This window comes from Stenotrophomonas sp. YJH_SMC_37, from assembly GCF_059370035.1.
On record NZ_JCAFTG010000004.1, the window covers coordinates 328,548 to 352,735 of the forward strand.

19 protein-coding genes are annotated in these 24,188 nt (G+C 66.0%); 5 read left to right on the plus strand and 14 right to left on the minus strand.

From position 1 onward, the window contains the following. Nucleotides 1-8: 8 nt before the first annotated feature. The 6 genes from mdcA to AC5P8J_RS08545 form a co-directional block, all read right to left on the minus strand. Nucleotides 9-1,652, minus strand: coding sequence for a malonate decarboxylase subunit alpha (gene mdcA / locus AC5P8J_RS08520; RefSeq protein WP_021203095.1), 1,644 nt, complete (start codon nucleotides 1,650-1,652; stop codon nucleotides 9-11). Nucleotides 1,653-1,839: 187 nt separating this feature from the next. Continuing rightward, nucleotides 1,840-4,032, minus strand: coding sequence for a TonB-dependent siderophore receptor (locus AC5P8J_RS08525; RefSeq protein ID WP_478405707.1), 2,193 nt, complete (start codon nucleotides 4,030-4,032; stop codon nucleotides 1,840-1,842). Nucleotides 4,033-4,355: 323 nt separating this feature from the next. Continuing rightward, nucleotides 4,356-6,044, minus strand: coding sequence for a malate dehydrogenase (quinone) (gene mqo / locus AC5P8J_RS08530; RefSeq protein ID WP_478405708.1), 1,689 nt, complete (start codon nucleotides 6,042-6,044; stop codon nucleotides 4,356-4,358). A gap of 191 nt (nucleotides 6,045-6,235) precedes the next feature. After that, entirely contained in the window at nucleotides 6,236-6,682 is a 447-nt protein-coding gene (locus tag AC5P8J_RS08535) for a GNAT family N-acetyltransferase (RefSeq protein WP_171952333.1), read from the minus strand. 185 nt (nucleotides 6,683-6,867) lie between these two features. Further along, entirely contained in the window at nucleotides 6,868-7,452 is a 585-nt protein-coding gene (locus tag AC5P8J_RS08540; protein ID WP_019659328.1) for a hypothetical protein, read from the minus strand. A gap of 166 nt (nucleotides 7,453-7,618) precedes the next feature. Continuing rightward, entirely contained in the window at nucleotides 7,619-8,524 is a 906-nt protein-coding gene (locus AC5P8J_RS08545) for a LysR family transcriptional regulator ArgP (RefSeq protein WP_021203100.1), read from the minus strand. Between the two features lie 138 nt (nucleotides 8,525-8,662). Here AC5P8J_RS08545 and AC5P8J_RS08550 point away from each other — a divergent pair, with 138 nt between their 5' ends. Both AC5P8J_RS08550 and AC5P8J_RS08555 read left to right on the plus strand, forming a co-directional pair. Further along, nucleotides 8,663-9,298 carry a LysE/ArgO family amino acid transporter gene (locus tag AC5P8J_RS08550; RefSeq protein ID WP_111101827.1) on the plus strand — a complete coding sequence of 212 codons (636 nt, stop codon included), beginning with the start codon at nucleotides 8,663-8,665 and terminating at the stop codon, nucleotides 9,296-9,298. 167 nt (nucleotides 9,299-9,465) lie between these two features. Further along, nucleotides 9,466-11,448: an alpha/beta hydrolase family protein gene (locus tag AC5P8J_RS08555; protein WP_494540037.1), complete on the plus strand. Its 1,983-nt coding sequence runs from the start codon at nucleotides 9,466-9,468 to the stop codon at nucleotides 11,446-11,448. A 57-nt stretch (nucleotides 11,449-11,505) separates the two neighbouring features. On the opposite strand, the gene AC5P8J_RS08560 is transcribed toward AC5P8J_RS08555, so the two are convergent. The 3 genes from AC5P8J_RS08560 to AC5P8J_RS08570 all read right to left on the minus strand — a co-directional run bounded on the left by AC5P8J_RS08560 (nucleotide 11,506) and on the right by AC5P8J_RS08570 (nucleotide 15,060). Next, on the minus strand, nucleotides 11,506-13,260 hold the full coding sequence (locus AC5P8J_RS08560) for a peptide MFS transporter (protein WP_494540038.1): 1,755 nt from the start codon (nucleotides 13,258-13,260) through the stop codon (nucleotides 11,506-11,508). A 79-nt stretch (nucleotides 13,261-13,339) separates the two neighbouring features. Next, nucleotides 13,340-14,488 carry an acetyltransferase domain-containing protein gene (locus tag AC5P8J_RS08565; protein WP_021203103.1) on the minus strand — a complete coding sequence of 383 codons (1,149 nt, stop codon included), beginning with the start codon at nucleotides 14,486-14,488 and terminating at the stop codon, nucleotides 13,340-13,342. A 56-nt stretch (nucleotides 14,489-14,544) separates the two neighbouring features. Beyond that, nucleotides 14,545-15,060, minus strand: coding sequence for a hypothetical protein (locus tag AC5P8J_RS08570; protein ID WP_021203104.1), 516 nt, complete (start codon nucleotides 15,058-15,060; stop codon nucleotides 14,545-14,547). Between the two features lie 328 nt (nucleotides 15,061-15,388). Between AC5P8J_RS08570 and AC5P8J_RS08575 the strand changes: the two genes are divergently transcribed. From AC5P8J_RS08575 to AC5P8J_RS08585, 3 genes are all read left to right on the plus strand, one after another. Continuing rightward, entirely contained in the window at nucleotides 15,389-17,353 is a 1,965-nt protein-coding gene (locus AC5P8J_RS08575) for an OPT family oligopeptide transporter (protein ID WP_021203105.1), read from the plus strand. A 206-nt stretch (nucleotides 17,354-17,559) separates the two neighbouring features. Next, entirely contained in the window at nucleotides 17,560-19,638 is a 2,079-nt protein-coding gene (locus tag AC5P8J_RS08580; protein WP_111101822.1) for an alpha/beta hydrolase family protein, read from the plus strand. 136 nt (nucleotides 19,639-19,774) lie between these two features. Next, the gene (locus AC5P8J_RS08585; protein WP_019659320.1) at nucleotides 19,775-21,019 is read left to right on the plus strand and encodes a DUF819 family protein; all 1,245 of its coding nucleotides are present in this window, start codon (nucleotides 19,775-19,777) and stop codon (nucleotides 21,017-21,019) included. Between the two features lie 86 nt (nucleotides 21,020-21,105). Here AC5P8J_RS08585 and AC5P8J_RS08590 read toward each other — a convergent pair whose 3' ends face one another. The 5 genes from AC5P8J_RS08590 to AC5P8J_RS08610 are packed head-to-tail and all read right to left on the minus strand — an operon-like array spanning nucleotide 21,106 to nucleotide 24,129. Beyond that, entirely contained in the window at nucleotides 21,106-21,585 is a 480-nt protein-coding gene (locus AC5P8J_RS08590) for a hypothetical protein (RefSeq protein ID WP_019659319.1), read from the minus strand. A 46-nt stretch (nucleotides 21,586-21,631) separates the two neighbouring features. Then, nucleotides 21,632-21,892: a cell division topological specificity factor MinE gene (gene minE, locus AC5P8J_RS08595; RefSeq protein WP_005408532.1), complete on the minus strand. Its 261-nt coding sequence runs from the start codon at nucleotides 21,890-21,892 to the stop codon at nucleotides 21,632-21,634. Between the two features lie 2 nt (nucleotides 21,893-21,894). Next, on the minus strand, nucleotides 21,895-22,704 hold the full coding sequence (gene minD / locus AC5P8J_RS08600; protein WP_019659318.1) for a septum site-determining protein MinD: 810 nt from the start codon (nucleotides 22,702-22,704) through the stop codon (nucleotides 21,895-21,897). 37 nt (nucleotides 22,705-22,741) lie between these two features. Further along, complete coding sequence (gene minC, locus AC5P8J_RS08605) at nucleotides 22,742-23,587, minus strand: septum site-determining protein MinC (protein WP_019659317.1); 846 nt, start codon at nucleotides 23,585-23,587, stop codon at nucleotides 22,742-22,744. Next, nucleotides 23,533-24,129: a GNAT family N-acetyltransferase gene (locus tag AC5P8J_RS08610; protein WP_019659316.1), complete on the minus strand. Its 597-nt coding sequence runs from the start codon at nucleotides 24,127-24,129 to the stop codon at nucleotides 23,533-23,535. The genes minC and AC5P8J_RS08610 overlap by 55 nt, the downstream gene beginning before the upstream one ends. Nucleotides 24,130-24,188 lie beyond the last annotated feature (59 nt).

Sequence of the window (24,188 nt, forward strand, 5' to 3'; positions counted from 1 at the left end):
CTCTGTCCTTACCAGTTGCGGAAGCGCTTGGGCGGGTCGTAGAGGCCACCGGACCAGCGCACCAGGTCCTTCACCGAGCGTGCGGCCAGCAGATCGCGGCTGGCGTCGCGCGGCGAAATACCCAGGTCGTCCGGGCGACGGATCACGCCACGGTCGCGCAGGTTCTCCACCATCGCGCGGTCGCGGCCAAGACCGACGGCGGTGTAGCCGGATACGCCGCGGATCGCCTGTTCGCGTTCCTCCGGCGTGCGGCACAGCAGCAGGTTGGCGATGCCTTCCTCGGTCAGCACATGGCTGACGTCATCGCCGTAGATCATCACCGGCGGCAAAGGCATCTGTGCGCGCTCGGCCAGGTCCCAGGCATCGAGGCGCTCGACGAAGGCCGGGGCCATGTGCTCGCGGAAGGTTTCCACCATCTGCACCACCAGCTTGCGCCCGCGTGGCATCTCGCCCGGGCGTGCGGCCTGCTGGCCGGCCTTGATCCAGGCCTCGCTGGCGTGGCGGCGGCCACGTGCGTCCGAGCCCATGTTCGGTGCGCCACCGAAGCCGGCGATGCGGTCGCGGGTGGCAGTGGAACTGTTGCCCTGCAGGTCGATCTGCAGGGTGGAACCGATGAACATGTCGCAGGCATACAGGCCTGCGGTCTGCGAGAACGCGCGGTTGGAACGCATCGAGCCGTCGGCTCCGGTGAAAAACACATCGCCGCGCGCGGCAATGTATTTCTCCATGCCCAGTTCCGAACCGAACGAATGCACCGACTTTACGAAGCCCGATTCGATCGCCGGAATCAGTGCCGGGTGCGGGTTCAGTGCCCAGTGCTGGCAGATCTTTCCCTTCAGCCCGAGCGATTCGGCATAGGTGGGGAGCAGCAGTTCGATGGCGGCGGTATCGAAGCCGATGCCGTGATTCAAACGATTCACGCCGTACGCGGCGTAGATGCCCTTGATGGCCATCATTGCCATCAGCACCTGGATCTCGGAAATCTGCGCCGGGTCGCGGGTGAAGAGCGGCTCGATATGGTTCGGCTTCGGCGCCTGCACCACGAAGTTGACCCAGTCCGCAGGAATATCGACGCGGGGGAGGCTGTCGACGATCTCGTTGACCTGGGCGATGACGATCCCGCCCCGGAACGCAGTGGCTTCGACGATCACCGGCGTGTCTTCGGTGTTCGGGCCAGTGTAGAGGTTGCCGTGGCGGTCGGCGGCCTGCGCGGTGACCAGCGCCACCCGTGGGGTCAGGTCGATGAAGTAGCGGCCGAACAGTTCCAGGTAGGTGTGGATGGCACCGATCTGGATGCGGCCCTCGGCGACCAGGTTGGCCAGCCGCACCGACTGGGGGCCGGAGAAGGAGAAGTCGAGCCGGGAGGCGATGCCGCGCTCGAACACATCCAGATGCGAGGGCAGTGACAGCACCGACTGCACCATGTGCAGGTCGTGCACTCGTGCCGGATCGAGGCCGGCCAGCACCTGTGCCAGGAAGTCGGCCTGCTTCTGGTTGTTGCCTTCCAGGCAGACCTTGTCGCCGGGCTCCAGCAGCGCGTGCAGCAGTTCACCCACGTCCCCGGCGGCGACCTGGTGGCCGCGCGCCCACGGCGCGGCCCGCTCCAGGCGCGCCTGGCGGCTGCGCTCCAACGTATCCCAACTCGGGTTCATCGACGGGCTTCCGACTGGTGTTGGAATAATTACGACATAATTACGGAGCGGAGTGCAACCCGCAGTGCAGCAAAAAAGGCCCGCGCGGAGGCGGGCCCATTCAGGTAGGCCACGACGGTGGGTCGTGGCGGAGGGCGTGCCGACCAACGGTCGGCACCCACCAGGCACCCACCGGGTCGCGGGTTGCTCAGAACTTCCAGCGCAGGCTGGCCGACACGAAGCGCGGCTCGCCGTAGTTGTTGTAGTCCAGGTTGGCCCAGTAGGTCTTGTCCAGTGCGTTGCGCACGCTCAGCGTTGCGGTCCAGCTGTCGCTGATGCGGTAGTTGGCGTTGAACTGCACCAGCATGTACGCCGGCTGGTTCACCGTGACCGTGCCGCCCAGCGGGTAGGCGATGTTGTAGCCCTGCACCTTGCTCTGCCACTGCAGGCCGCCGCCAACGCTCAGGCGTTCCAGCGCGCCGCGCAGCTGCAGTTGGGTGTTGAGCTGCAGCAGATCCTTCGGCGGATTGGCGTACAGCAGGTCGGTAGCCGCTCGGGTGACCTTGACGTGGGTGTAGCCGGCATTGACCGTCCACCCCGGCAGGATCTCGCCGTTGACGTCCATCTCCCAGCCGCGCGCCTTGGTGCCGTTGACGCCGACGTAGGCGGAGGTGCCATCGCTGAGCGAACCTTCCGGCACGCCCATGTCGCGCACTGCGTAGTTGTCCTGCTTGGCCTCGAACACGGCGGCATTGGCGGTCAGGCGGCCATCCAGCCACTGGGTCTTGATGCCCGCTTCCAGGTTGGAGCCCTGTACCGGCGCCAGCAGGTTCTCGTTGCGGTCCTTGTAGTTCTGTGGATTGAAGATCTCGGTGTAGCTGGCATAGCCCGACACGTTCGGGGTGATCTCGTAGACCAGGCCCACGTACGGAGTGACTTCATCGCTCACCTTGTACGCACCGCTGGTGCCGGTATAGGCGCCGGCAGCGTTGTACGAGCGGCTGAGCGTTTCCCACCGGCTCAGGCGTGCACCGGCGATCAGCGACAGCGGATCGGCCAGGTGCACGCGGGTAGCCAGATAGACGCCGCTCTGCGTGGTCTTCGCTACACGGCGTGCGCCGGTGCGGGTGTAGGTCACCTCGGAAATGTCGCCGTTCCAGGAGTACACATTGGGGATGTAGTAGCAGCGCTCACGCCCGCAGGTGGCCCAGTCGCCCGGGAAGTTCAGCGCGACGGTGTTCGTGGTCCCTTCCAGATCCGACCACTGGGCGCCGACCGTGAGGTCGTGGTCGCGGCCGAACAGCGGGAAGCTGCCGGTCAGGTAAGCATCGACATTGCGGCGGGTGTCTTTCGAATCACCGGCGGCGGCACGCAGGTAGATGCCCGATCCGGTCACCGGGTCCGGGTTACCGGTGCCGTACAGGCGCACGTTCTGCACGTTGCCGCGGGTGTAGGCCGTGTTGATCTTCAACAGCCAGTTGTCGCCGAAACGCTGTTCCAGGTTGGCGAAGGCGGTGTTGCTCTCGCGCTTCCAGTAGCTCCATTTCGGCGACAGGTTGGTCGAGCGCGGCAGGTGCGCGAAATTGCCCTGGCTGTCGAAGAACGGCACGGTGCCCCAGGTCGAACCGGTCGGGTTGTTGTCCTGGGTCTGGTAGCCGAGGGTGAGGGTGGTGCTGTCGCTGACATCGCCTTCAAGCACCGCCATGCCGGCCATCTTGTTCTCGTCGTAGCGGTCGTAGTACAGGCCACGATCGGTATAGGCGGCGACCACGCGGCTGCGGAAGCGGCCGTCATCGGTCAGCGGCGCGGTCACGTCCGCTTCCATGCGGCGATAGTCCCAGCTGCCCGTGCTGACCGCGAACGAGGCATCGAATTCCCTGCCCGGACGCTTGCGCAGCAGATTGACCGTGGCCGACGGCACACCCGCACCACTGAGCAGGCCGTTGGCACCGCGGATCACTTCGATGCGGTCGTAGAAGGCGGTGTCGTATTCCTGGTTGGTCGAACCGCTGTAGGTCGGGATGCCGTCGACCTGGAAGTCGGTGATGGCGAAGCCGCGCGCGTAGTACAGCGGGCGCTGCGTGTCATAGAAGGACACGCTGACGCCGGTCACGTTGCGCATCACGTCATTGATGCTGAACAGCGATTCGTCCTGCAGGCGCTGCAGGCTGATCGCAGTGGCCGACTGCGGGGTTTCCTGCAGGGTGATCGGCAGGCGCGTGGTGCTGGCCGGCGGAGCGGACTGCTCGGCTCGCACGCTGACCCGGTCCAGGGTCTTGGCATCGGCTGAGCCGTCGGCGGCAGCAAACGCGCTGGGCGCCGCCAGCAGGGTCAACGACGAAAGCAGGGCAGCCGGCAGCAGCGCGCGGCGGGGCAGGCGGTTACGCAGGGTCAAGGACATGGTGGGCTCGAGGCTTGGAAGCGGGGAAGGGTGGCGACAGTCGTCCAGTACCCGGGGCGGCGGCTTCGGGCACATCAGGTCCATCTGGGAGGGCGCGGTCACTGCGCAGGTCGCAAATGTAAATACTTCTTAACAACATTACAATTCGCGTCATCGTGCATCGGCTTTCCGGCACCAGGCATCGCCTTCTGTAGAGCCGAGCCCATGCTCGGCTGCTTTTTGCTGGAGCCGAGCTTGGGCTCGGCTCCACAGCAGGGAGCCGCCCAAAAGCGAACGGCCACCCGAAGGTGGCCGTCCGTCTGCATCGAAAGGAACGTGCGGGCTTACAGCGCCTGCAGTTCCTCATTGGCGTTGCGCTTTTCCTTGGCCTGCGCAGGCACCGTGGCCGCAGCGGGCGATGCCGCGTTCGCATCCACCGGCACCTCCAGATACGGCAGGTGCAGGGTCTGGCTGGTCAGCGTACGGATCTCGTTGACCAGCGCCGGGCTGTCGTTGAGCTTGCGCCCATACGACGGCACGATCTCGCGCAGGCGGGTTTCCCAGCCGGCCTTCATCTGCTCCGGGAAGGCCTTGGCCATCAGGTCCAGCATGATCGGCGGCGAGGTCGATGCACCCGGCGAAGCACCGAGCAGGGCCGCAATGGTGTGGTCCTTGTCGGTCACGATCTCGGTACCGAACTGCAGCACCGCGCCCTTCAGCGGATCGCGCTTGATGATCTGCACGCGCTGGCCGGCGGTGATCAGCTTCCAGTCACCCGGCTTGGCACTGGGGAAGTACTTGACCAGTTCGGCCTGGCGGTCGGCATCATTCAGGCGCGCCTGGCCCATCAGGTACTGCACCAGGTCCAGGTTGTCCTTGCCGACTTCCAGCATCGGGCCGACGTTGTTGTGGGTGACCGAGGAATACAGGTCCCACCACGAGCCGTGCTTGAGGAACTTGGTGCTGTACAGCGCGAACGGCCCGAACAGGACCACCGGCTTGCCGTCCAGCTTGCGTGCATCCAGGTGCGGCACCGACATCGGCGGCGAACCGGTCTCGGCCATGCCGTAGGCCTTCACGCCATGGCGCGAGGTCACGTCCTGGCCCTGGAAGGCGAGGAACTGGCCACCGACCGGGAAGCCGGCATAGTCCTTCGATTCCGGAATGCCCGACATCTGCAGCAGCTTCAGCGCGGCGCCACCGGCACCGATGAAGACGAAGCGGGTGTGGGTGGTGGTTTCGGTGCCGGCCTTGAGATCCTTCACCGTGACGTTCCAGCTCTTGTCGGCGTTCTGCCGCAGCGCGGTCACTTCATGGTTCAGGTGCAGGCTGAAGTTCGGGCTGCGCTGCAGGCCGGCGGTCAGCTGGCGGGTGATCACACCGAAGTTGACGTCGGTACCGAGCGGCATCCAGGTCGCGGCAACCTTCTGCTTCGGGTCACGGCCTTCCATCAGCAGCGGGGCCCACTGCTTGATCTGCGCCGGATCTTCAGAGTACTGCATGCCGTAGAACAGCGGGTTCTTCACCAGCGCCTGCTGGCGCTTGTGCAGGTAGGCGATGTTGTCATCGCCCCAGACGAAGCTCATGTGCGGCGTCGGGTTGATGAAGTCGCTGGGCCGGCTGAGGCGGCCTTCCTTGACCTGGTGCGACCAGAACTGGCGCGAGACCTCGAACGATTCGGCGATGCCGACCGCGCGCTTGGTCTCGATGCTGCCATCGGGCAGTTCCGGGGTGTAGTTCAGTTCGGCGAAGGCCGAATGGCCGGTGCCGGCGTTGTTCCAGCCGTCGGAGCTTTCACCGGCGACGCCATCGAGGCGTTCGTAGACCTGGATGTTCCAGTCCGGCTGCAGTTCCTGCAGGTAGGTGGCCAGGGTGATGCTCATGATGCCGGCGCCGACCAGCACAACATCGACGGGCTTGTCGTTGCTGGCGGCGGGCACCGAGCGCTGGGTCAGCGGCCAGTACAGGAACAGCGCGGCGGCCAGCAACAGCAGCACGAGCAGGGCGAGAAGAGCCTTGCCAAATTTCTTCATGGGGGCGGGATCGTTGGCGGAGGGGAAGGGGTCAGGATGCGCGTGGGGCAGGGAAAGGGCGTGAAGAAACAACGCCTTGCAGCATCCATCCGCGATTCTAACCGGATCCGGTCCTTTTTTGATGCAACGCAGCATCCGACGTTTCGCGGCGCTGTCACATGGACGGCAGGCGACGCCCGGCAACGGTGGGATCAGACCAGCTCAAGGATCTCGTCGCCGGCCTCATCGACCCTGCCGGTCGGGCGCCAGCCCAGGCGGCGGTAGAAGCCATGCGAGCGCGAACGCGGGTCGGCGGAGCAGGCCAGGAACAGCCTCTGGTGGCCGGCATCGCGGGTCAGGCTGACCACGTCCTGCAGCAGCTGGCGGCCAATGCCGCGGCCCTCGTAGTCCGGCAGCAGGGCCAGCACCAGCACCTCGCCGCTGTCACGGTCGGCGAAGCAGTAGCCGGCCATGCGCTCGCCGTCCCAGGCGATGCGGCCGATCGAATCGCCCTGGGCGATGCCGGCCGCCCAGCTGTCCACCGTGATGCCCCGTTCCGCAAGCTGGGCCGCGCTGAAGGCGTTCTCGCGGGTGCGCCCGCGCAGGTCGATGCAGGCGGCGGCATCTTCGGGGCGGGCGTCGCGGACGAATACAGGCATGCAGGGCATCCTTGCGGTGATCGGCCGCTCAGTATCTGCATGGCGCATGGAATCGATGTGTAGGGTTGATGGAGATTGGATGGAGGCCCCGCAGCAGCAGGGGATAGGGGGGATCGGTGCCGCTGCTGCCGATGTCGCCCGGCGGCGTGGCAGTGAAAGGCTTTCAGCAGGTGCTTGCACCCCGGTCAGTCACTGCCGACGGTGAAGTACTCCACGGCGAAGTAGCCGATCTGGTAAGCCAGCGTTGCCAGCACCAGGCGCAGCTGTGTGCGTTGGCTGCGCAGCCGCCAGCCGAGCACCGCCACCGCCAGCATCAGCGCGGCATGCAACGGGTATGCGGTTCCCAGCAGTTTCCAGCGGCTGCTGCCCTTGATGGCGGTATCGACCAGGTCGAGCAGGGTCAGTGCGGCAATTACGCTGAAGATCCAGCGCCGGCGCTGCATGAGATAGTTCCCGTAGTTGCCGTATTCACGCAGGTCGTCGGGAAACAGCAACGCGCACAGCAGGAACCAGGTCGCGCAGTACACGATCACGAACAGGTAGGTTTCAAACGTCCAGCGGTGCACCTCGATAAGGCGGAACTCCCACCACCAGAAGGTCACCAGCGATATCAGCGTCCACGCCACCCAGCCCAGGTGCAGGGCCGAGCAGCCGCGGCGCTGCGGATGCTCGATGATCTGCGCCAGGCCCTTGAGCACGGTGGTGATCGACAGGCCGAGGATGATGCCCATCACCACCCGGATGTGCAGGAACAGCGGATCGGTCTGCATCGCGGCGCTCCGTGTCGGGTGCTGCGATGCTGGCACAACCGGGCGCCCCGGAACGGACCCCGGTCACGCACAGAAGAGCGGAGAAAAAAGGGACGGAGGGGATTAAGTCGTCTTTGCCCGATATGTCGTTTGGGTCTTGAACGACTTAATCCCCTCCGTCCTCTTTTCAGCGCTTGCGCCGGATCAGCGCCGAGGAGGCATCCAGTACCGCGCCGGTGAGCAGGGCCATGGTCTGCACGTCGCCCTTCCAGTGCTGCCAGTACAGCGGCACGTCTTCCCACGCGCGCTGGCGCACGTAGACCAGGCGGCCGGCGTCCAGGTGCCGCTTGACCAGTGGCAGCGGGTTCATGGTCCAGCCCAGTCCGCCGAGGTTGGCCTGCACGAAGGCGCGCGTGGACGGAATCCACCAGGTCGGTGCAGTGCTGGGCAGGTCGTCGCCGGCCATGCGCCGGGCGAAGCGCGACTGCATGTCGTCCTTGCGGTTGAATACCAGCACCGGTGCCTGTGCCAGCGCCTGCGCGGTCACGCCCTTGGCGAAGTGGCGTTCGCGAAATTCGGGGGTGCACGTCGCTGCGTAGCGGATGCTGCCCAGCGCATGGATCTGGCAGCCCTGCACCGGCTCGTCCAGCGTGGTCACTGCGCCCAGCACCGTGCCCTGGCGCAGCAGCTCCACGGTGTGGTCCTGGTCTTCCACACGCAGGTCCAGGGTGGTGCCGGTGGTCTGCGCGAACTGGTAGGCGGCCTGCGGAAACCAGGTTTCCAGGCTGTCGTGGTTCACCGCCACCGGGATGCTGGCCTGGGGCAGATCCTCATCGGCCAGGCCCATCCGGTGCAGCGCATCGTGTTCGAGCAGGGCGGTCTGCTCGGCCAGCTGAACGAGCAGCTGCCCCTCGGCGGTGGCGGTGGCAGGCGTGCCGCGCTTGACCAGCAGGCGGCCGATCCGGTCCTCCAGTGCCTTGACCCGCTGCGAGATGGCCGAGGGCGTGACATTCAGCGACTGTGCGGCGCGGTCGAAGCTGCCTTCGCGGATCACCGCGGCCAGGGCGCGCAGCTGGGCATGATCGATACGCATCGAATTAAGCTCCGCTAATGTTGGTTTAGGAAGTTTAGCTCGTCTTTTTCATGTTGCGGCGCGACAATGGCGCCCGTTCCGGTGCTGTCCGCCTTCGCGAGGCACCGTCCCCCCAAGCAAGTTAAGGCAGTGAATCCCATGTTCTCGGTCATCTCCGCCAGCACCGGCCTCGGTGCCTGGTTCTCTGGTGCAGCTACCGGCATCGGCCTGTTCGCCGTGGTCGGCGCCCAGAGCGCCTTCATTCTGCGCCAGGGCATCCTGCGCAAGCACATCGTGCCGGTGGTTGCCACCTGTGCGGCCATCGATGCGATCTTCATTTTCGCCAGCGTTGCCGGCCTGCGCACGCTCACCTCGGCGCTGCCGTGGCTGACCAGCGCCGTGCTGTGGACCGGCGTGGCATTCCTGGCCTGGTACGCGATGAAGTCGGCACGCCGTGCGATCGCCGGTGGCGGCGGCATGGGCGAGGCTGACAGCGATGACGGCAACCGCCGCGCGGTGCTGATGGCCGCAGTCGGCTTTTCGCTGATCAACCCGCACTTCTGGCTGGACATGATGGTGATCGGCTCGATCGCCGAGAACTTCGGCAACGCCCGCATGGCCTTCGCCGCCGGCGTGGTGACCGCCAGCTGCCTTTGGCTGACCGCGCAGGGACTGGGCGCACGCCTGCTGGCGCCGCTGTTCACCAAGCCCAGCACCTGGCGTGTGCTTGACGGCACCATTGCCGTGATCCTCAGCATCCTGGCCCTAACGTTGGCGGTGCGCGGGGTCCACTGACCCGGCGCATGCCCCCCGAACCCACGTCCTGACTCTCTCTCCAAGGTAGTGGTAACGACGGCACCGGCAACGGTGCCGTCGTTTTTTCTGCCGATGTGGCGCGGCAAACGGTCACGTGCCTAGAATCGTGCATCCGGACAGGGTGTCCGGTTTTCCATGGGGGAAGGATGCGCAGGATTGTGCTTGCTGTACTGCTGGGAGCGGTTGTGGGCGGAGCATCGGCGGCGACGCTGGACCTGGATCGCTATCTGCGGCAGGAGTCGTTTACCGACATCAAGATTTCACCGGGGGGCGAGTACATCGCCGCGACGGTTCCGCTGGAGGCCGGGACCGCATTGGCGATCTACCGCATTGCCGACATGAAGATGGTGGGCAGCTTCCGCCCGCCCCGCAACGATCACGCCCACACCTTCGACTGGGTCAGCAACGAGCGGCTTCTGGTCGGCATGGCACAGAAGTTCGGGGTGCTGGAGCGGCCGACGCCGACTGGCGAATTGTTCGGCATCAATGCCAATGGCAAGGGCGGCGAGCTGCTGGTGGGTTACCGGGTTGCCGACCAGAGCCTGGGTACCAACATCAAGGTCAAGCCGGCGGGCCTGGTGGCCGCGTACCTCAGTGATGAACTCAAGGACGACGACCGCAACGCACTGGTGACGGTAATCCCGCTGGTCGGCAGTTCGCATGCACAGGTCGAGCGCATGGACGTGATCACCGGTCGCCGCAATGCGGTGGCACGGGCTCCCATTCCCGATGCGGACTTCACGACCGATGAGCAGGGCGAAGTGCGGTTCGCGCGCGCTGTCGTTACCGACGGCACGCAGAAGCTCTATTACCGCACGGGCAGCAACAGCGACTGGCTCCTGCTCAACGATGAATCCCTGAGCAAGCGCATCGAGCTGCCGCTCGGCTTTTCGGCCGATGGTCGCCTGGCGTACCTGCAGGTCGAGCAGGCAGACGGGCCTGACGCCATTGTGAGCTGGGATCCGCACAGCAATGAGCGACGCACCGTGCTGCGCGATGGGACGGCCGACCCTGCGCGCATCATCCGGCGCCCCGGCAGCCGCGTACCGGTCGGGGCGCTGTTCCTTGGCAGTGCACCGCGAACGGCATTCTTCGATGATGCCTCGGACGAAGCCCGCCTTTACCGCAGCCTCGAAGCGGGCCTGGGCGGAGCGGTCTACATCACCTCCAGCACGCGCGATGGCAGGACGGTGCTGGTGGAAACCTGGTCAGGCAGCAACCCAGGCGATTTCTATCTCTATGACACGGTGGCCAAGAGTGCTCGGCACCTGATCAGCCGCAGCGACTGGATCGACCCTGCGCTGGCCGCGCAGGTGCGTCCGATCAGCCTGAAGGCGCGTGACGGGCGTCCGCTGCATGGTTTCCTTACCGTCCCGCATGGCCACGAGGCCGGTGCGCTGCCGATGGTAGTGGTGCCGCACGGGGGCCCGATCGGCGTTGCCGACGACGGCACCTACGACACCGAGGCACAGATGCTGGCGGCGGCAGGCTATGCGGTGTTGCAGGTGAATTTCCGCGGATCTTCCGGCTATGGCCGGGCCCACATGCAGGCTGCGCGCAAGCAATGGGGGCTGTCGATGCAGGATGACGTCACCGATGCCACGCGGTGGGCGATCGACCAGGGCGTGGCTGACAAGAACCGCATCTGCATCTACGGGGCCAGTTACGGTGCCTATGCGGCGATGATGGGGGCAGTGCGCGAACCAGGCCTCTACCAGTGCGCGGCCGGCTACGTCGGCATCTACGATCTGCCGTTGATGTACGCCCGCGGAGATATCCAGAGTGATGAGTCAGGCCTGGCCTACCTGCGCAACTGGCTGGGATCGCCCAAGGATCTGGCAGAGCGTTCCCCGGTGAATCTGGCTGCGCAGGTACGGGTGCCGGTATTCCTGGCCGCAGGTGGCCAGGACCAGCGTGCGCCGATCGTGCACAGCGAACGCATGGAAGCGGCATTGAAGAAGGCGGGTTCGCCGGTGGAAACCCTGTACGTCAGGAACGAAGGGCATGGCTTCTATTCGCCTGCCAACCAACGCACGTACTACCGCAGGTTGCTGGCCTTCCTCTCGCGCAGCCTGGGGGGACAGGTGGCCGCGCAGGCCGCGCCTGCGGAAAAGAGCAGCGCGCCCTGAGCACGCCGGGAGCGGCGGATGATCGATCCGCCGCCCCGGATTTCGCCTGCACCGGGCTTACTTGACCCCGTGCATCATCTTCTTCAGCAGCGGCGCGGCAATGAAGGCGGCCAGCGCACAGCCCAAGCCGATCCACATCAGCAGCCAGAACAGGTGCGCATAGGCGCCGGCGGCGGCCACCATGTCCAGCGATTCGCCTTCCGGCACCTCGATCGCGGCCAGCTTGCCGAACAGCGCGGCCAGCGTCTCCGAGAAGGCGGTGGCGAGGAACCAGGTGCCCATCATCAGGCTCATCACCCGCGGCACGGCCAACTGGGTGACCGCCGACAGGCCGACCGGCGACAGGCACATCTCGCCACTGGCCAGCAGGAAGTAGGCCAGCACCAGCCACCACACACTGGCCATCTCGCCGGTAGCGCCGACCTGCTGTGCGGCCAGTGCCAGCGGCACGAACGACAGCGCGCCGATCACCAGACCCCAGGCCGATTTGACCGGCTTGCCCGGTTCCCAGCCGCGGCGGTCCATCCACGTCCACAGTGCGGCGAAGGCCGGTGCCAGCAGCACCAGGAACAGGCCACCCAGGTAGGTCAGCGAGCCTGCGGTCTGCGGGATCACCAGGCAGTCGCGCACCAGCAGCACCAGCATCAGCACGACGATGGCGGCGAAGAACGTGCGCGGCGCAGCCGAGCCCGGGCGCCGTTCCGACAGGCGCGCGCTGACCACGAAGCCGAGCGGTGCCAGCAGCAGCGAGAGAATCGACCACGGCAGCGGCGTGCCGCCGGTGATCACCAGCGAGGGCACGATGTCCTTGGTCAGCAGGCGGTCGGTGAAGGTCACCCACGAGCCGTAGGACTGCTCGTACATCGTGAAGAACACCAGCGCCATGAAGATCAGCACCATCAGCGCGATCATCTGCTGACGCTGCAGCGGCGTGCATTTCGTGCCGGTGAACCAGGCGAACCAGACCAGCACGCCGCCCAGCACCACCAGCATCAGCATCAGCGCCAGGCTGATTTCACCGCCCAGCGCGAACGCACCATTGCCGGCGGCCCACATCAGCCAGGCGACCGGCAGCACACCGAGCACCGCGCACAGGTAGATCAGCCATTCGCGCGGCAGGCCCAGCACCTTCTGTTTCAGCGCTGCCGGCTGCGGCGGTTCGGCGTGGCCCTGCAGGTATTTCTGGCCCCACAGGAACATTGCCAGGCCGGCCAGCATGCCGACGCCGGCCGCACCGAATCCATACTTCCAGCCGTAGGCCTCACCAAGGAAGCCGCACACCAGCGATGAGAACAGCGCACCGAGGTTGATGCCGGCGTAGAACAGCGAGAAGCCCGAATCGCGGCGCGGATCGTCCTTGGCGTACAGCTTGCCGACGATGGTGGAGATGTTCGGCTTGAGGAAGCCGACGCCCATGATGATCAGCGCCAGCGACAGGTAGGTCACCGCCAGTGCCGAGGTGTCGCGCACCACTTCGCCGTTCACCCGGTAGGCTGCATGGCCCTCGAAGGCCATGCCGAGGTGGCCGAGCACCAGCAGGATGCCGCCGAACAGCACCGCCCGGCGCATGCCCAGCCAGCGGTCGGCCAGCATGCCGCCGAACACCGGGATGCAGTACACCAGGCCGCCATAGGCGCCGAGCAGGTCCAGGCCGGCCTTGTCGCCGAACAGGTGGTATTTGGTCAGGTACAGCAGCAGCAGCGCCTTCATGCCGTAGAAGGAGAAGCGCTCCCACATTTCAGTGAAGAAGCAGACGTAGACGCCCTTGGGGTGGCCCAGGAAATCGTCGGAAGCGATAGCGGTGGAATTCATCGCGGAATTATAGGCCTGTGGCCCGATCCGCTTTCAGTGGATCCACGCCATGCGTGGATTGCCGGACTGGTCAGGGCGATCACAGGTATCGCAACCACGGCAGATCGCGCCTTCGCGCTTTGAACCGCGCGAAGGCCCGCGTCGGCGGGTACAGCACCACCGCCAGCGCACAGGCCACCAGCAGCAGGCCGGTCACCGAATCCAGTGCGTACAGGTCACCGTGCGTCGGTCCCCAGATCGCCAGCGCGGCCAGGTACAGCCCCTTCAGCACATACAGGTGCAGCAGGTAGAAGAACATCGGCGCGGCGCCGATATCGGCCAGCGGGCGCAGCGCAAGCGCCAGGGGCGGCCATTCGTACAGGCGCAGCAACAGCAGCCCCACGCCCAGGGTCAGCAGCAGGAACTGCAATGACGGCGGGTACTTGGTGATGTTGAGGATGCTCAGCCAGGTGCGCAGCGTGGTGGTCTGGTACTGCCACGGTGCATCCCCGTACTGGTTGGCGAACCGCAGCAGTGCGAACAGGGCCAGCGCGCCGATGCCTGCCCACAGCAGCCAGCGCTGGCGCTGCTCTGGCGCGCGCTCGCGACCGAACCACGGCCCCATCAGGTAGCCCAGTGCGATCACCCCGATCCACGGCAGCAGCGGATAGGACGTGCGCAGGCGCAGCGCACCGGCCTCGATCCAGTCGCGCTGGTGCAGCACTTTCCACAGCACCGCCAGCAGGCCATTGCCTTGCACCCGTAAGCCGTCGAACAGGTTGTGCCCGGCCACCACCGCGATTGCCAGCACCAGCAGGGCCGGGCGTGGCAGCCAAAGCAGCCCGGCCAGCGCGATCATGCTCAGCCCGATGGCCCAGATCACCTGCAGGTACAGCGTGTCCGGCGGCAGCTGGAAGGTCCAGGCGAAGTTCACCAGGGTCAGTTCCAGCACGACCAGGAACAGCCCGCGCTTGAGCAGGAAGGCTGCGGTGGCCCGGCGCGGATCCGCCTGGCGCTGGCCGTACAGCCAGGCCGACAGGCCGGTCAACAGGACGAACACGGGCGCACACAGGTGCGCCAGCAGACGGCAGGTGAACAGCGCAGGGGAGACCGTCGCCGCGTCCATCGGGTCGCTTACCTGGTGCTGCAGGAAGAAGGTCTCGCGCACGTGGTCGAGCAACATCAACAGCATCACGGTGCCGCGCAGCTGGTCGATGGAGGCAAGGCGGAGGGAGGGGGAAGAGGCCACGTGGGATGTTCGACCGGCGTGACAGGATATAACATAACGTTCTGCTGCGTAGCCCTTCAGGGTTGGCAGACAGCTGCGCTCCAACCCGTCCGCTTGTCGTACCTGATGGGGATCACCCGAGTCGATCCGTCAGGCGCAGCTTTCAGGCAGAACTTCGCCGTGTAGCCCCTGATTGGGCCATTGGTGGGAGCGTTGAGGTAGACCTCGTACAAGGTTGCAGGAATCAATGGCTGTGGAGAAGTGCGCAGCGTGGCCGAGGCTGGCAGATCGCCGTAGACGATGCACTGGCCCGGTGCCAAAGGCTCTACGGGAGTCAGGTCGTACATGAACGACCATGCCTTCACCGTGTCGTGGTGATACACGATCACCGCTTGCAGGATACGGGGCGATCGGACCCATTCCAGTGCCCGCGGCGGCAGGCCGAAACAAGGTATTCCTTCCCGATCCTCGATCACCGCGGTGCCGAACCCGCTGTAGGCGTTGACGTTGCCTATACCCAGCAGCAGGCACAGCATCGCGCCCGCTGCAACGAGGAGGGCACGCATCATCGTGATCAATGGTGCGTCTGCCATGCGGTCTCCTTGCCGACGTTGTGTTGGTGGCAGTGCACGGTGTTGGATTCCGGGAATCGACTCAAGCAGGTGCTGAATCGCAAACCCCCTCGCCTGGCGCGCATCGCCCGATGGGCCGGGGGCGTCGGGGGATTGGGGTCAAGGGCCCCCCCGCTCCGACGCACCGGTGCCCTGTGCACAACTTGGTCAAACACGACACATCTGAAGGGGCCAGGGGCCTGCTAGGGCGCAGCGCTGGGCGAGGGCTTGCCAGCCGGTACCAACCGCACTGGACTTGCCGCCCCCTGAACGCTAGCGTGGCAGGGATTTTTTGCCAGCAGGGGCTTCCATGAACCACGACGCTGCGCCCAAGCAGCTCACCTTCCGCGCAGTGGCCCTGGCCATCGTGCTGGCGGTGGTGCTGTCGGCCGCAAACGCCTACCTCGGCCTGTTCGCAGGCCTGACCATCGCCACCGCCATTCCCGCCGCGGTGATTTCCATGGGCGTGCTGCGCCTGCTGGGCGGTGGCTCCATCCTTGAAAACAACATCGTGCAGACCGGCGCTTCGGCCGGTTCGTCGATCGCCGCCGGCGTGATCTTCACCATCCCCGCGCTGGTGATCATGGGCTACTGGCCGGACTTCAAGTACTGGTGGGTGCTGGGCATCGCCGGCCTCGGCGGCCTGCTGGGCGTGCTGTTCTCGGTGCCGCTGCGCCGTTCGATGATCGTCGAAGATCCGCTGCCGTTCCCGGAAGGCAAGGCGGCGGCCGAAGTGCTCAAGGCCGGCGAGAACCCGGGCCCGGGCCTGAAGATCCTCGGCCTGTCGGCGGTGATCGGCGCCTTCGTCAAGCTGGCCGCGGAAAGCGGGATGCGCCTGATTCCAGATGCCTGGGCCACCTCGGCCTATGTCGGCAGCTCCAAGGTCACCGCCTTCATCGGTACCAACCTGTCACCGGCGTTGCTGGGCGTGGGCTACATCGTCGGCCTCAACGTCGGCATCGTGGTGGTGTCCGGTTCGATCCTGACCTGGCACATCGCCATCCCGATCTATCAGGCGTTCTTCATGAACACCGATCCGGCGCTGGCCGCGTCGGTTGCCGCGGCTTCGTCCACCGAGGCGGCGTTCGCCATCTGGGGCGCGAAGATGCGCTACCTGGGTGTCGGCGCGATGCTGATCGGTGGCATCTGGACCCTGATCTCGCTGCGCAAGTCGCTGCTCAACGGCGTCAAGAGCGGCTTTGCCGCCGCCCGCAAGAGCGGTGGCCCGGTGCTGGCGCATACCGAGCGCGACCTGCCGATGAAGTGGATGCTGGTTGCCCTGGTGGCGTTCGTGCTGCCGCTGCTGGCCCTGTACCAGGCCATCGTCGGCCAGTGGCACGTGTCGATCCCGATGACCCTCATCATGATCGTCGCCGGCTTCCTGTTCGTCTCGGTCTCCGCCTACCTGGCCGGCCTGATCGGTTCGTCCAACAACCCGGTCTCGGGCATCACCATCTCCACCATCCTGTTCGCGTCGGCCGTGCTGGTCGTGCTGCTGGGCGCTGACGGCCTCAAGCCGGTCGGTGCCGGCGGGGCGCCGCTGGGCGCGGTGGCCGCGATCATGATCGGTGCGGTTGTGTGCTGTGCCGCTGCGGTCGGTGGTGACAACCTGCAGGACCTCAAGGCCGGTTACATCGTCGGTGCCACCCCGTGGAAGCAGCAGCTGATGCTGGGCATCGGTGCGTTCTCGTGCGCGCTGATCATGGCCCCGGTACTGAACCTGCTGGCCACTGCCTACGGCATCGGCGTGAAGTCCGAGCTGCACCCGAACGCGCTGGCTGCGCCGCAGGCCAACCTGATGGCCTCGGTGGCCAAGGGCCTGTTCGGTGGTGAACTGCCGTGGACCTTCATCGGCATCGGTGCTGTGGTCGGCGCTGCCATCATCGCCTTCGACAGCTGGCTGAAGTCCCGCAACGCGCGCTTCCGCGTGCCGGTGCTGGCCGCCGCCATCGGCATCTACCTGCCGCTGGAACTGATGGTGCCGATCTTCCTCGGCGGCCTGATCGCCCATCTGGTCGAGCGCTTCCACAGGGTGCGCGCCGATGACGAAGAAGGCCGCGACCGCGTGCACAAGCCGGGCGTGCTGTTTGCCGCCGGCCTGATCACCGGTGAGGCACTGATGGGCATCGCCATCGCGATTCCGATCGTGGTCAGCAGCCGCGCCGATGTGCTGGCAGTGCCGTTCCACCTGCCGGGCGCACAGTGGATCGGCCTGGCCGTGCTGTTCCTGGTCGGCTGGCTGATCTACCGCACCGGCAAGTACGCCAAGGCGTAAGGGACGGGTAGTGCCGACCGCTGGCCGGCAATCCCGGATCCCGTGATACCCCTGGTTGCCGGCCAGCGGCCGGCAGTACCGCAAACCCCGCTTCGGCGGGGTTTGCTGTTTATGGCGATTGCCCGCCTGCAGCCATGACCGATGGCCTTGGCAGCCCCGGCCATGCGGGCCTACCATCGGTTTTTTGCCGTCCTGCGGAGACCCCGATGAAACTGCGTCATGCCCTGCTGCCACTGAGCCTGCTGGCCGCCCTGCCCAGTGTTGCCGCTGCCCGTGGCCTGGAAGTCCGCGACATGGTGGCGATGGACCGCGTTTCCGCGCCGGTGCTGACCGCAGACGGTGGCACCGTGGTGTTCGCCAAGCGCAGCGTGGACGCCAACCTGAAGGCCTCCACCGCGCTGTTCGCGCGCAACCTGCGCACCCGCGACGCAGCGCCGCCGAAGCAGATCACCCCGGCCGGCTGGAACGTCAATTCCGCCTCGCTGTCGGCCGATGGCCAGACGGTGTATTTCCTGAGCGCCAAAAACGGCAGCCAGCAGCTGTACGCGCAGCCTATCAACGGCGGTACTCCGCGCCAGCTGACCGACTTCCCGGTCGACGTGGACAGCTACCACGTGTCGCCGCAGGACGACCGCCTGTTGTTCAGCGCCGGCGTGTTCCAGGCCTGCGCCTCGGACCTGGCCTGCACCGAGAAGAAGCTGAAGGAAAAGAAGGACGCCAAGGCCAGCGGCCAGGTATGGGATTCGCTGTTCGTGCGCCACTGGGACACCTGGAACGACGGCCGCCGCAACACCCTGTTCGTCGCTCCGCTGCCTGCGGCCAAGGCCGGTGCAGTCAAGGGCGCCTCGGCACTGAGCGCGACCATCGATGGTGATGCGCCGTCCAAGCCGTTCGGCGGCAATGATGACTTCGCGTGGTCGCCGGATGGCGCCAGCGTAGTGGCCAGCATCCGTGTGGCCGGCAAGCAGGAACCGTGGTCGACCAACTTCGATCTGTACCGCTTCGACGCCGCGGGCAAGCAGGCGCCGGTCAACCTGACCGCCTCCAACCCGGCCTGGGATGCCGGCCCGGTGTTCAGCGCCGACGGCAAGACGCTGTTCTATCGTGCGATGAAGCGCCCGGGCTTCGAGGCCGACCGCTTCGGCCTGATGGCGATGGACCTGGCCAGCGGCAAGACCCGCGAGATCGCGCCGCAGTGGGACCGTTCGGCGGGCGGCATCACCCTGTCCGCCGACGGCGCCAGCATCTACACCACCGCCGACGACCTCGGCGAGCATCCGCTGTTCCAGATCGACGTGGCCAGCGGCAAGGCCACCAAGCTGGTTGGCGACGGCAGCGTGACCTCGGTCGATGTGGCCGGCAACAGCGTGGCGATCACCCGCAACAGCCTGAAGAGCAACGACCAGGTGCTGGTCGGACTGCTGCCGGCCGCAGGCCAGCCGATCGGCGAACTGCGCGCGCTGACCCCGGCTGCTGGCGACGTACTCAAGGACGTGTCCTTCGGCGACTACGAACAGTTCGAGTTCAAGGGCTGGAACAACGACACCGTGCATGGCTACGTGGTCAAGCCGCACAACTATCAGGAAGGCAAGTCCTACCCGGTGGCGTTCCTGATCCATGGCGGCCCGCAGGGCAGCTTCGGCAATGGCTGGAGCTACCGCTGGAATCCGCAGACCTATGCGGGCCAGGGCTACGCGGTGGTGATGATCGACTTCCACGGCTCCACCGGCTACGGCCAGGCGTTCACCGATGCGATCAGCCAGCACTGGGGCGACCGCCCGCTGGAAGACCTGCAGAAGGGCTGGGATGCGGCGCTGAAGAAGTATTCCTTCCTCAACGGTGACAAGGCCTGTGCGCTGGGCGCCAGCTACGGCGGCTTCATGGTCAACTGGATCGCCGGCAACTGGAACAGCCCGTTCAAGTGCCTGGTCAACCACGACGGCGTGTTCGACCAGCGCATGATGGGCTACGCCACCGAAGAACTGTGGTTCACCGAGTGGGAGCAGGGCGGCACGCCGTACCAGAAGGCCGCGAACTACGAGAAGTTCAATCCGGTCAACCACGTGGCGGACTGGAAGAAGCCGATCCTGGTCATCCACGGCCAGCAGGACTTCCGCATCCCGGTCGAGCAGGGCCTGGCCGCGTTCACCGCCGCCCAGCGCCAGGGCATCGAATCGAAGTTCCTGTACTTCCCGGATGAAAACCACTGGGTGCTCAAGCCGAACAACAGCATCCTGTGGCATGACACCGTCAATGCCTGGCTGAAGCAGCACATCGGCAACTGATGGTTGCGGCGCCGCCCTCCGGGGCGGCGCTTCTGTTTCACCATCTGCTTTACCGGTGGGTGCCGACCGTTGGTCGGCACACCTTATCTGCCGCCAACAGCAGCCGGCCAGCGGCCGGCTCTACCAGAGCGCCTACATGCCTTCGACTGCCCTGATCCAGAACGACATCGTCGTCTTCGGTTTGATCGCCGCCACGCTCGGCGCCGTTTTCTGGACCGCCTCGCGCGAGCAGGGCCTGTGGAAACGCTTCTACACCTTCGTGCCGGCGCTGCTGCTGTGCTACCTGATTCCCGGCATCTACAACACCGTCGGCCTGATCGACGGGCAGAACACCCGGCTCTACAACCCGATCGCACGCGACATCCTGCTGCCGGCGGCGCTGATCCTGCTGACCCTGGCGGTGGACATCAAGGGCATCCTGCGGCTGGGCCCGAAGCTGGTGCTGATGTACCTGGGGGCATCGGCCAGCATCATGCTCGGGGCGGTCGTGGCCTTCCTGCTGATGCGCGCCGTGCATCCGGAAACCGTGGCCGGTGACACCTGGGCCGGCATGGCTGCGTTGGCCGGCAGCTGGATCGGTGGTGGCGCCAACATGCTGGCGATGCGCGAAGTGTTCGACGTCAACGCGACCACCTTCGGCCAGTTCGCCGTGGTCGACGTGGGTGTCGGCTATGTGTGGATGGCGGCGCTGATCTTCCTCGCCGGTCGTGCGGCGAAGATCGATGCACGCAGTGGCGCCGATACCTCGGCCATCGATGAACTGAAGGAGCGCATCGCGCGCTTCCAGGCCGAGCATGAGCGCATTCCCAGCCTCACCGATCTGATGCTGATCGTGGCCGTGGCCTTCGGTGGCGTCGGACTGGCACACGCGATCGGTGCGCCCTTGGCGGCGTGGTTCAAGGCAAATGTCAGCTGGGCCGCGCAGTTCAGCCTGGACGCACCGTTCGTGTGGGTGGTGGTGCTGTCGACCACCCTGGGCCTGAGCCTGAGTTTCACCCGCGCACGCAACCTGGAAGGCGCGGGTGCCTCGCGTCTGGGTTCGTTGCTGCTGTACTTCCTGATCGCCTGCATCGGCATGCAGATGGATCTGCTGGCGTTGCTGGACCGCCCGTGGCTGTTCCTGCTCGGCCTGATCTGGATCGCCGTGCACATCGTGCTGCTGTGGTGCCTGGGCAAGCTGCTGAAGGTGCCGTTCTTCTATTTCGCCATCGGTTCGCAGTCGAACATCGGTGGCCCGGCCTCGGCGCCGGTGGTGGCCGCCGCGTTCCATCCGGCGCTGGCGCCGGTGGGCGTGCTGCTGGGCACGATGGGCTATGCCACCGGCACCTACCTGGCCTACATCGTCGGTATTACCCTGCGCGCGCTGGCCGGGCAGGGCTGATGGGGTGGTGCCGGCCGCTGGCCGGCAACCTCATGAACCCGTGAAGCATCACCTGGTTGCCGGCCAGCGGCCGGCACTACCGAGCGTTACGCCACCGGCAACCCGCGTTCGATCAACCACGCCTTCGCGTCTTCGGCGTCCTGTTCGAACCATGCCTGTGTAGACCCCAGCCGATACGTGTACCCCCAGGCGTCCATGTCGGCCATCAACCGCGCGCTGCCAACACCCGGCAGCTGCCCGGCCAGCACGATCTGCAGGTAGCAGGTGGCATCTTCCTCGGCCACCGAGTCGGTGGCGTCGGTATGCACCTGCGCACGCCGCTCCGGCGGCAGCACGATCAGGTGGCAGGCTTCGTGCAGCATCGAATGCACGGGCGTGTCGTCGCGCACGTACACGTTGCTGGCGATGATGCCGGCCTCTGGCTCGCCCCAGTAACTGCCGGGAATCGGTTCGCCGGGCGCCACGTGGTGCAGCCGCAGGCCATGCGCGGCGAGCAGGCGCTGCGCGTCGGCGAAGGCGATGTCGCCCACGCAGGTGATGCCCACGGTGGTTGTCGTATCGGTCATGCAGGTCACGCAGCCCCGCCCATGCAGGCACGGGCGGGGCGGGGGATCAGGGTTTGTCCGGGCCTTCAGGCAGCGCCACGGAGATGTCCAGCACGTCGTGCTGGCCATCCTTCACCAGGTCGACCTTCACCGCATCGACGTCGATGTTCACGTACTTCTTGATCACTTCCAGCAACTCGCGCTGCAGCAGGGGCAGGTAGTCCGGGCCACCGCGGTGGCTGCGTTCCTGCGCGATGATGATCTGCAGGCGGTTCTTTGCGGTTTCGGCGGTGGTCTTCTTCGCTTTGAGGAAATCGAACAGGCCCATGCTTACCCTCCGAACAGCTTGCTGAAGAAGCCCTTCTTCTCCACGGTGGTGAAGCGCATCGGCCGCTCCTCGCCAAGGATGCGCGCGACAGCGTCCTCATAGGCCTGGCCGGCTGCGGATTCGACATCCAGGATGACCGGCTCGCCCTTGTTGGAGGCATTGAGCACGTCACCCGACTCGGGGATCACGCCGATCGCCTTCAGCCCCAGCACTTCCTCGACGTCGGCAATGCTGAGCATCTCGCCGGTTTCCACGCGCAGCGGGGTATAGCGGGTCAGCAGCAGGAACGCGGGCACGTTCTGCCCGGATTCGGCCTTGTGGGTCTTCGAATCCAGCAGCCCGATGATGCGGTCGGAGTCGCGCACGGAGGACACTTCCGGGTTCACCACCACCACGGCGCGGTCGGCGAAGTACATCGCCAGGAAGGCACCCTTTTCGATACCCGCCGGCGAGTCGCAGATGATGTAGTCGAAGCCGTCGGCGGCCAGGTCCTTCAGAACCTTGCCCACGCCTTCCTGGGTCAGTGCGTCCTTGTCGCGGGTCTGCGAGGCGGCCAGCACGTACAGGTTGTCGAAGCGCTTGTCCTTGATCAGGGCCTGTTTGAGGGTGGCTTCGCCGTGCACGACGTTGACGAAGTCGTACACCACGCGGCGTTCGCAGCCCATGATCAGGTCGAGGTTGCGCAGGCCGACGTCGAAGTCGATCACCGCCACCTTCTTGCCGCGCCTCGCCAGGCCACAGGCCAGGCTCGCGCTGGAAGTGGTCTTGCCCACGCCGCCCTTGCCGGAGGTGACTACGATGATTTCAGCCAAAGGACTTCTCCTGGTTCTGCATTAGTTTGGAGCTGCGTCAGTCCAGCGCAGCGATCTTGACCTGGTCCTGTTCCAGCCATACCTGCACGGCCTTGCCGCGCAGGTTGTCCGGGACATCGTCCAGTACCTTGTAGTGGCCTGCAATGGCCACCAGTTCCGCATGGAAATCACGGCAGAAAATGCGTGCCGCGGTGTTGCCCTGGGCCCCTGCCAGCGCGCGGCCGCGCAGGGTGCCGTAGATATGGATGCTGCCGTCGGCGATGACTTCGGCGCCGGCGCCGACGGTGGCCATCACGGTGAGGTCGCAGTTTTCAGCGTACAGCTGCTGGCCCGAACGCACGTTGCCCAGCTGCATGCGGCCCGGCTGCGGTGCCGCAGCGCCGGCAACCCTGGCTGTCGGCGCGGCCGGCGCCGGCTTCGGTTCGGCGCGCGCTGCGCGGCGCGGTTCCGGAGCGGGCGGAGGCGGGGGCGGCTCGGCCTCGGCTCGCTCGTACTGGGCGCGGAACTTGGCCAGCAGCGGCAGCCCGAGCTGCTGCGAGAGCAGGTCGACCGCGCTGGTGCCATAGGCCAGTGCCACCGGCAGCACGCCGGCGCTGCGCAGGCCATCGACCAGCGCTTGCGCCGTAGCCACGTCCGGTACCTGGCTCAGGCCGCCGAAGTCGAGGATCACCGCGGCGCGGCCGAACAGCTTCGGCGCCCGGGTAACGCGTTCGCGCATTTCCTGCACGAGGCGTTCGACGTCAAGCGTACGGATGCGCAGGTTGGCGATGCCCACCTGGCCGATCTTCAGTTCACCGGCCTGTTCGTAATCGAAATTCACCGCCACGCTCAGGTCCCCGTCGGCCGCTGTGCCTGCGCCGGCAGCTGCCGGGCACGTGTCCATGCCACATCCGGCAGCTTGCCGCCGTAGGTCTCCTTCACCCACGGGTAGCTGCACAGTTCCTTGGCCAGCATGCTGGCGCGCACATCGACCTGCGGCATGGTGTTCTGGCCCAGCTCGCGGAAGCCGAAGCTGCCGTGGAAGAGCAGGGCGGCATCGGCGCCATGGTCGAGGAAGACCTCGCAGGTCATCTGCGGGTAGCGCAGCTCGGCGAAGCTCTGCGCATCGGCATAGAACGCGCGACCGACGCCACCACCACGGCGGCGGCTGGCAACCACGATGCGGTCGATATAGAAGAACGGGGCGTCCAGCTGCTGCTTGAACCAGGCAAAGTTGCTGCTGTCGTGCTGGCTGTCGCTGCCGAAGCCGATCAGGAAGCCGGCAAGGTTACCGTCGCGCTCGGCGACGCGGAAATACTCAGCGGTTTCATAGAACAGGCGCAGGCGGGCCGCATCCAGGGGAAGGATGGCCAGGCCAGCGTTGTTGTTCAAAGCCAGGACGGAATCGAGCTCGTGCTCGCGCACGTCGCGGATGACAATCGACATTGTGACTCCGTGGGGTAACGCGGTTGGTCCGTCAGGGGACCCTGCGCACGATTATTGCA

What these genes read in the sequence shown, in the direction of transcription:
- AC5P8J_RS08575 (WP_021203105.1), top strand. Translation starts at nt 15,389, where the DNA reads ATGAACCACGACGCTGCGCCCAAGCAGCTCACCTTCCGCGCAGTGGCC.
- minE (WP_005408532.1), bottom strand. Translation starts at nt 21,892, where the DNA reads ATGGGCCTGTTCGATTTCCTCAAAGCGAAGAAGACCACCGCCGAAACC.
- minC (WP_019659317.1), bottom strand. Translation starts at nt 23,587, where the DNA reads ATGGACACGTGCCCGGCAGCTGCCGGCGCAGGCACAGCGGCCGACGGG.
- AC5P8J_RS08555 (WP_494540037.1), top strand. Translation starts at nt 9,466, where the DNA reads ATGCGCAGGATTGTGCTTGCTGTACTGCTGGGAGCGGTTGTGGGCGGA.
- mdcA (WP_021203095.1), bottom strand. Translation starts at nt 1,652, where the DNA reads ATGAACCCGAGTTGGGATACGTTGGAGCGCAGCCGCCAGGCGCGCCTG.
- AC5P8J_RS08590 (WP_019659319.1), bottom strand. Translation starts at nt 21,585, where the DNA reads ATGACCGATACGACAACCACCGTGGGCATCACCTGCGTGGGCGACATC.
- AC5P8J_RS08540 (WP_019659328.1), bottom strand. Translation starts at nt 7,452, where the DNA reads ATGCAGACCGATCCGCTGTTCCTGCACATCCGGGTGGTGATGGGCATC.
- AC5P8J_RS08570 (WP_021203104.1), bottom strand. Translation starts at nt 15,060, where the DNA reads ATGGCAGACGCACCATTGATCACGATGATGCGTGCCCTCCTCGTTGCA.
- AC5P8J_RS08610 (WP_019659316.1), bottom strand. Translation starts at nt 24,129, where the DNA reads ATGTCGATTGTCATCCGCGACGTGCGCGAGCACGAGCTCGATTCCGTC.
- AC5P8J_RS08580 (WP_111101822.1), top strand. Translation starts at nt 17,560, where the DNA reads ATGAAACTGCGTCATGCCCTGCTGCCACTGAGCCTGCTGGCCGCCCTG.
- AC5P8J_RS08535 (WP_171952333.1), bottom strand. Translation starts at nt 6,682, where the DNA reads ATGCCTGTATTCGTCCGCGACGCCCGCCCCGAAGATGCCGCCGCCTGC.
- mqo (WP_478405708.1), bottom strand. Translation starts at nt 6,044, where the DNA reads ATGAAGAAATTTGGCAAGGCTCTTCTCGCCCTGCTCGTGCTGCTGTTG.
- AC5P8J_RS08550 (WP_111101827.1), top strand. Translation starts at nt 8,663, where the DNA reads ATGTTCTCGGTCATCTCCGCCAGCACCGGCCTCGGTGCCTGGTTCTCT.
- AC5P8J_RS08560 (WP_494540038.1), bottom strand. Translation starts at nt 13,260, where the DNA reads ATGAATTCCACCGCTATCGCTTCCGACGATTTCCTGGGCCACCCCAAG.
- AC5P8J_RS08525 (WP_478405707.1), bottom strand. Translation starts at nt 4,032, where the DNA reads ATGTCCTTGACCCTGCGTAACCGCCTGCCCCGCCGCGCGCTGCTGCCG.
- AC5P8J_RS08545 (WP_021203100.1), bottom strand. Translation starts at nt 8,524, where the DNA reads ATGCGTATCGATCATGCCCAGCTGCGCGCCCTGGCCGCGGTGATCCGC.
- AC5P8J_RS08585 (WP_019659320.1), top strand. Translation starts at nt 19,775, where the DNA reads ATGCCTTCGACTGCCCTGATCCAGAACGACATCGTCGTCTTCGGTTTG.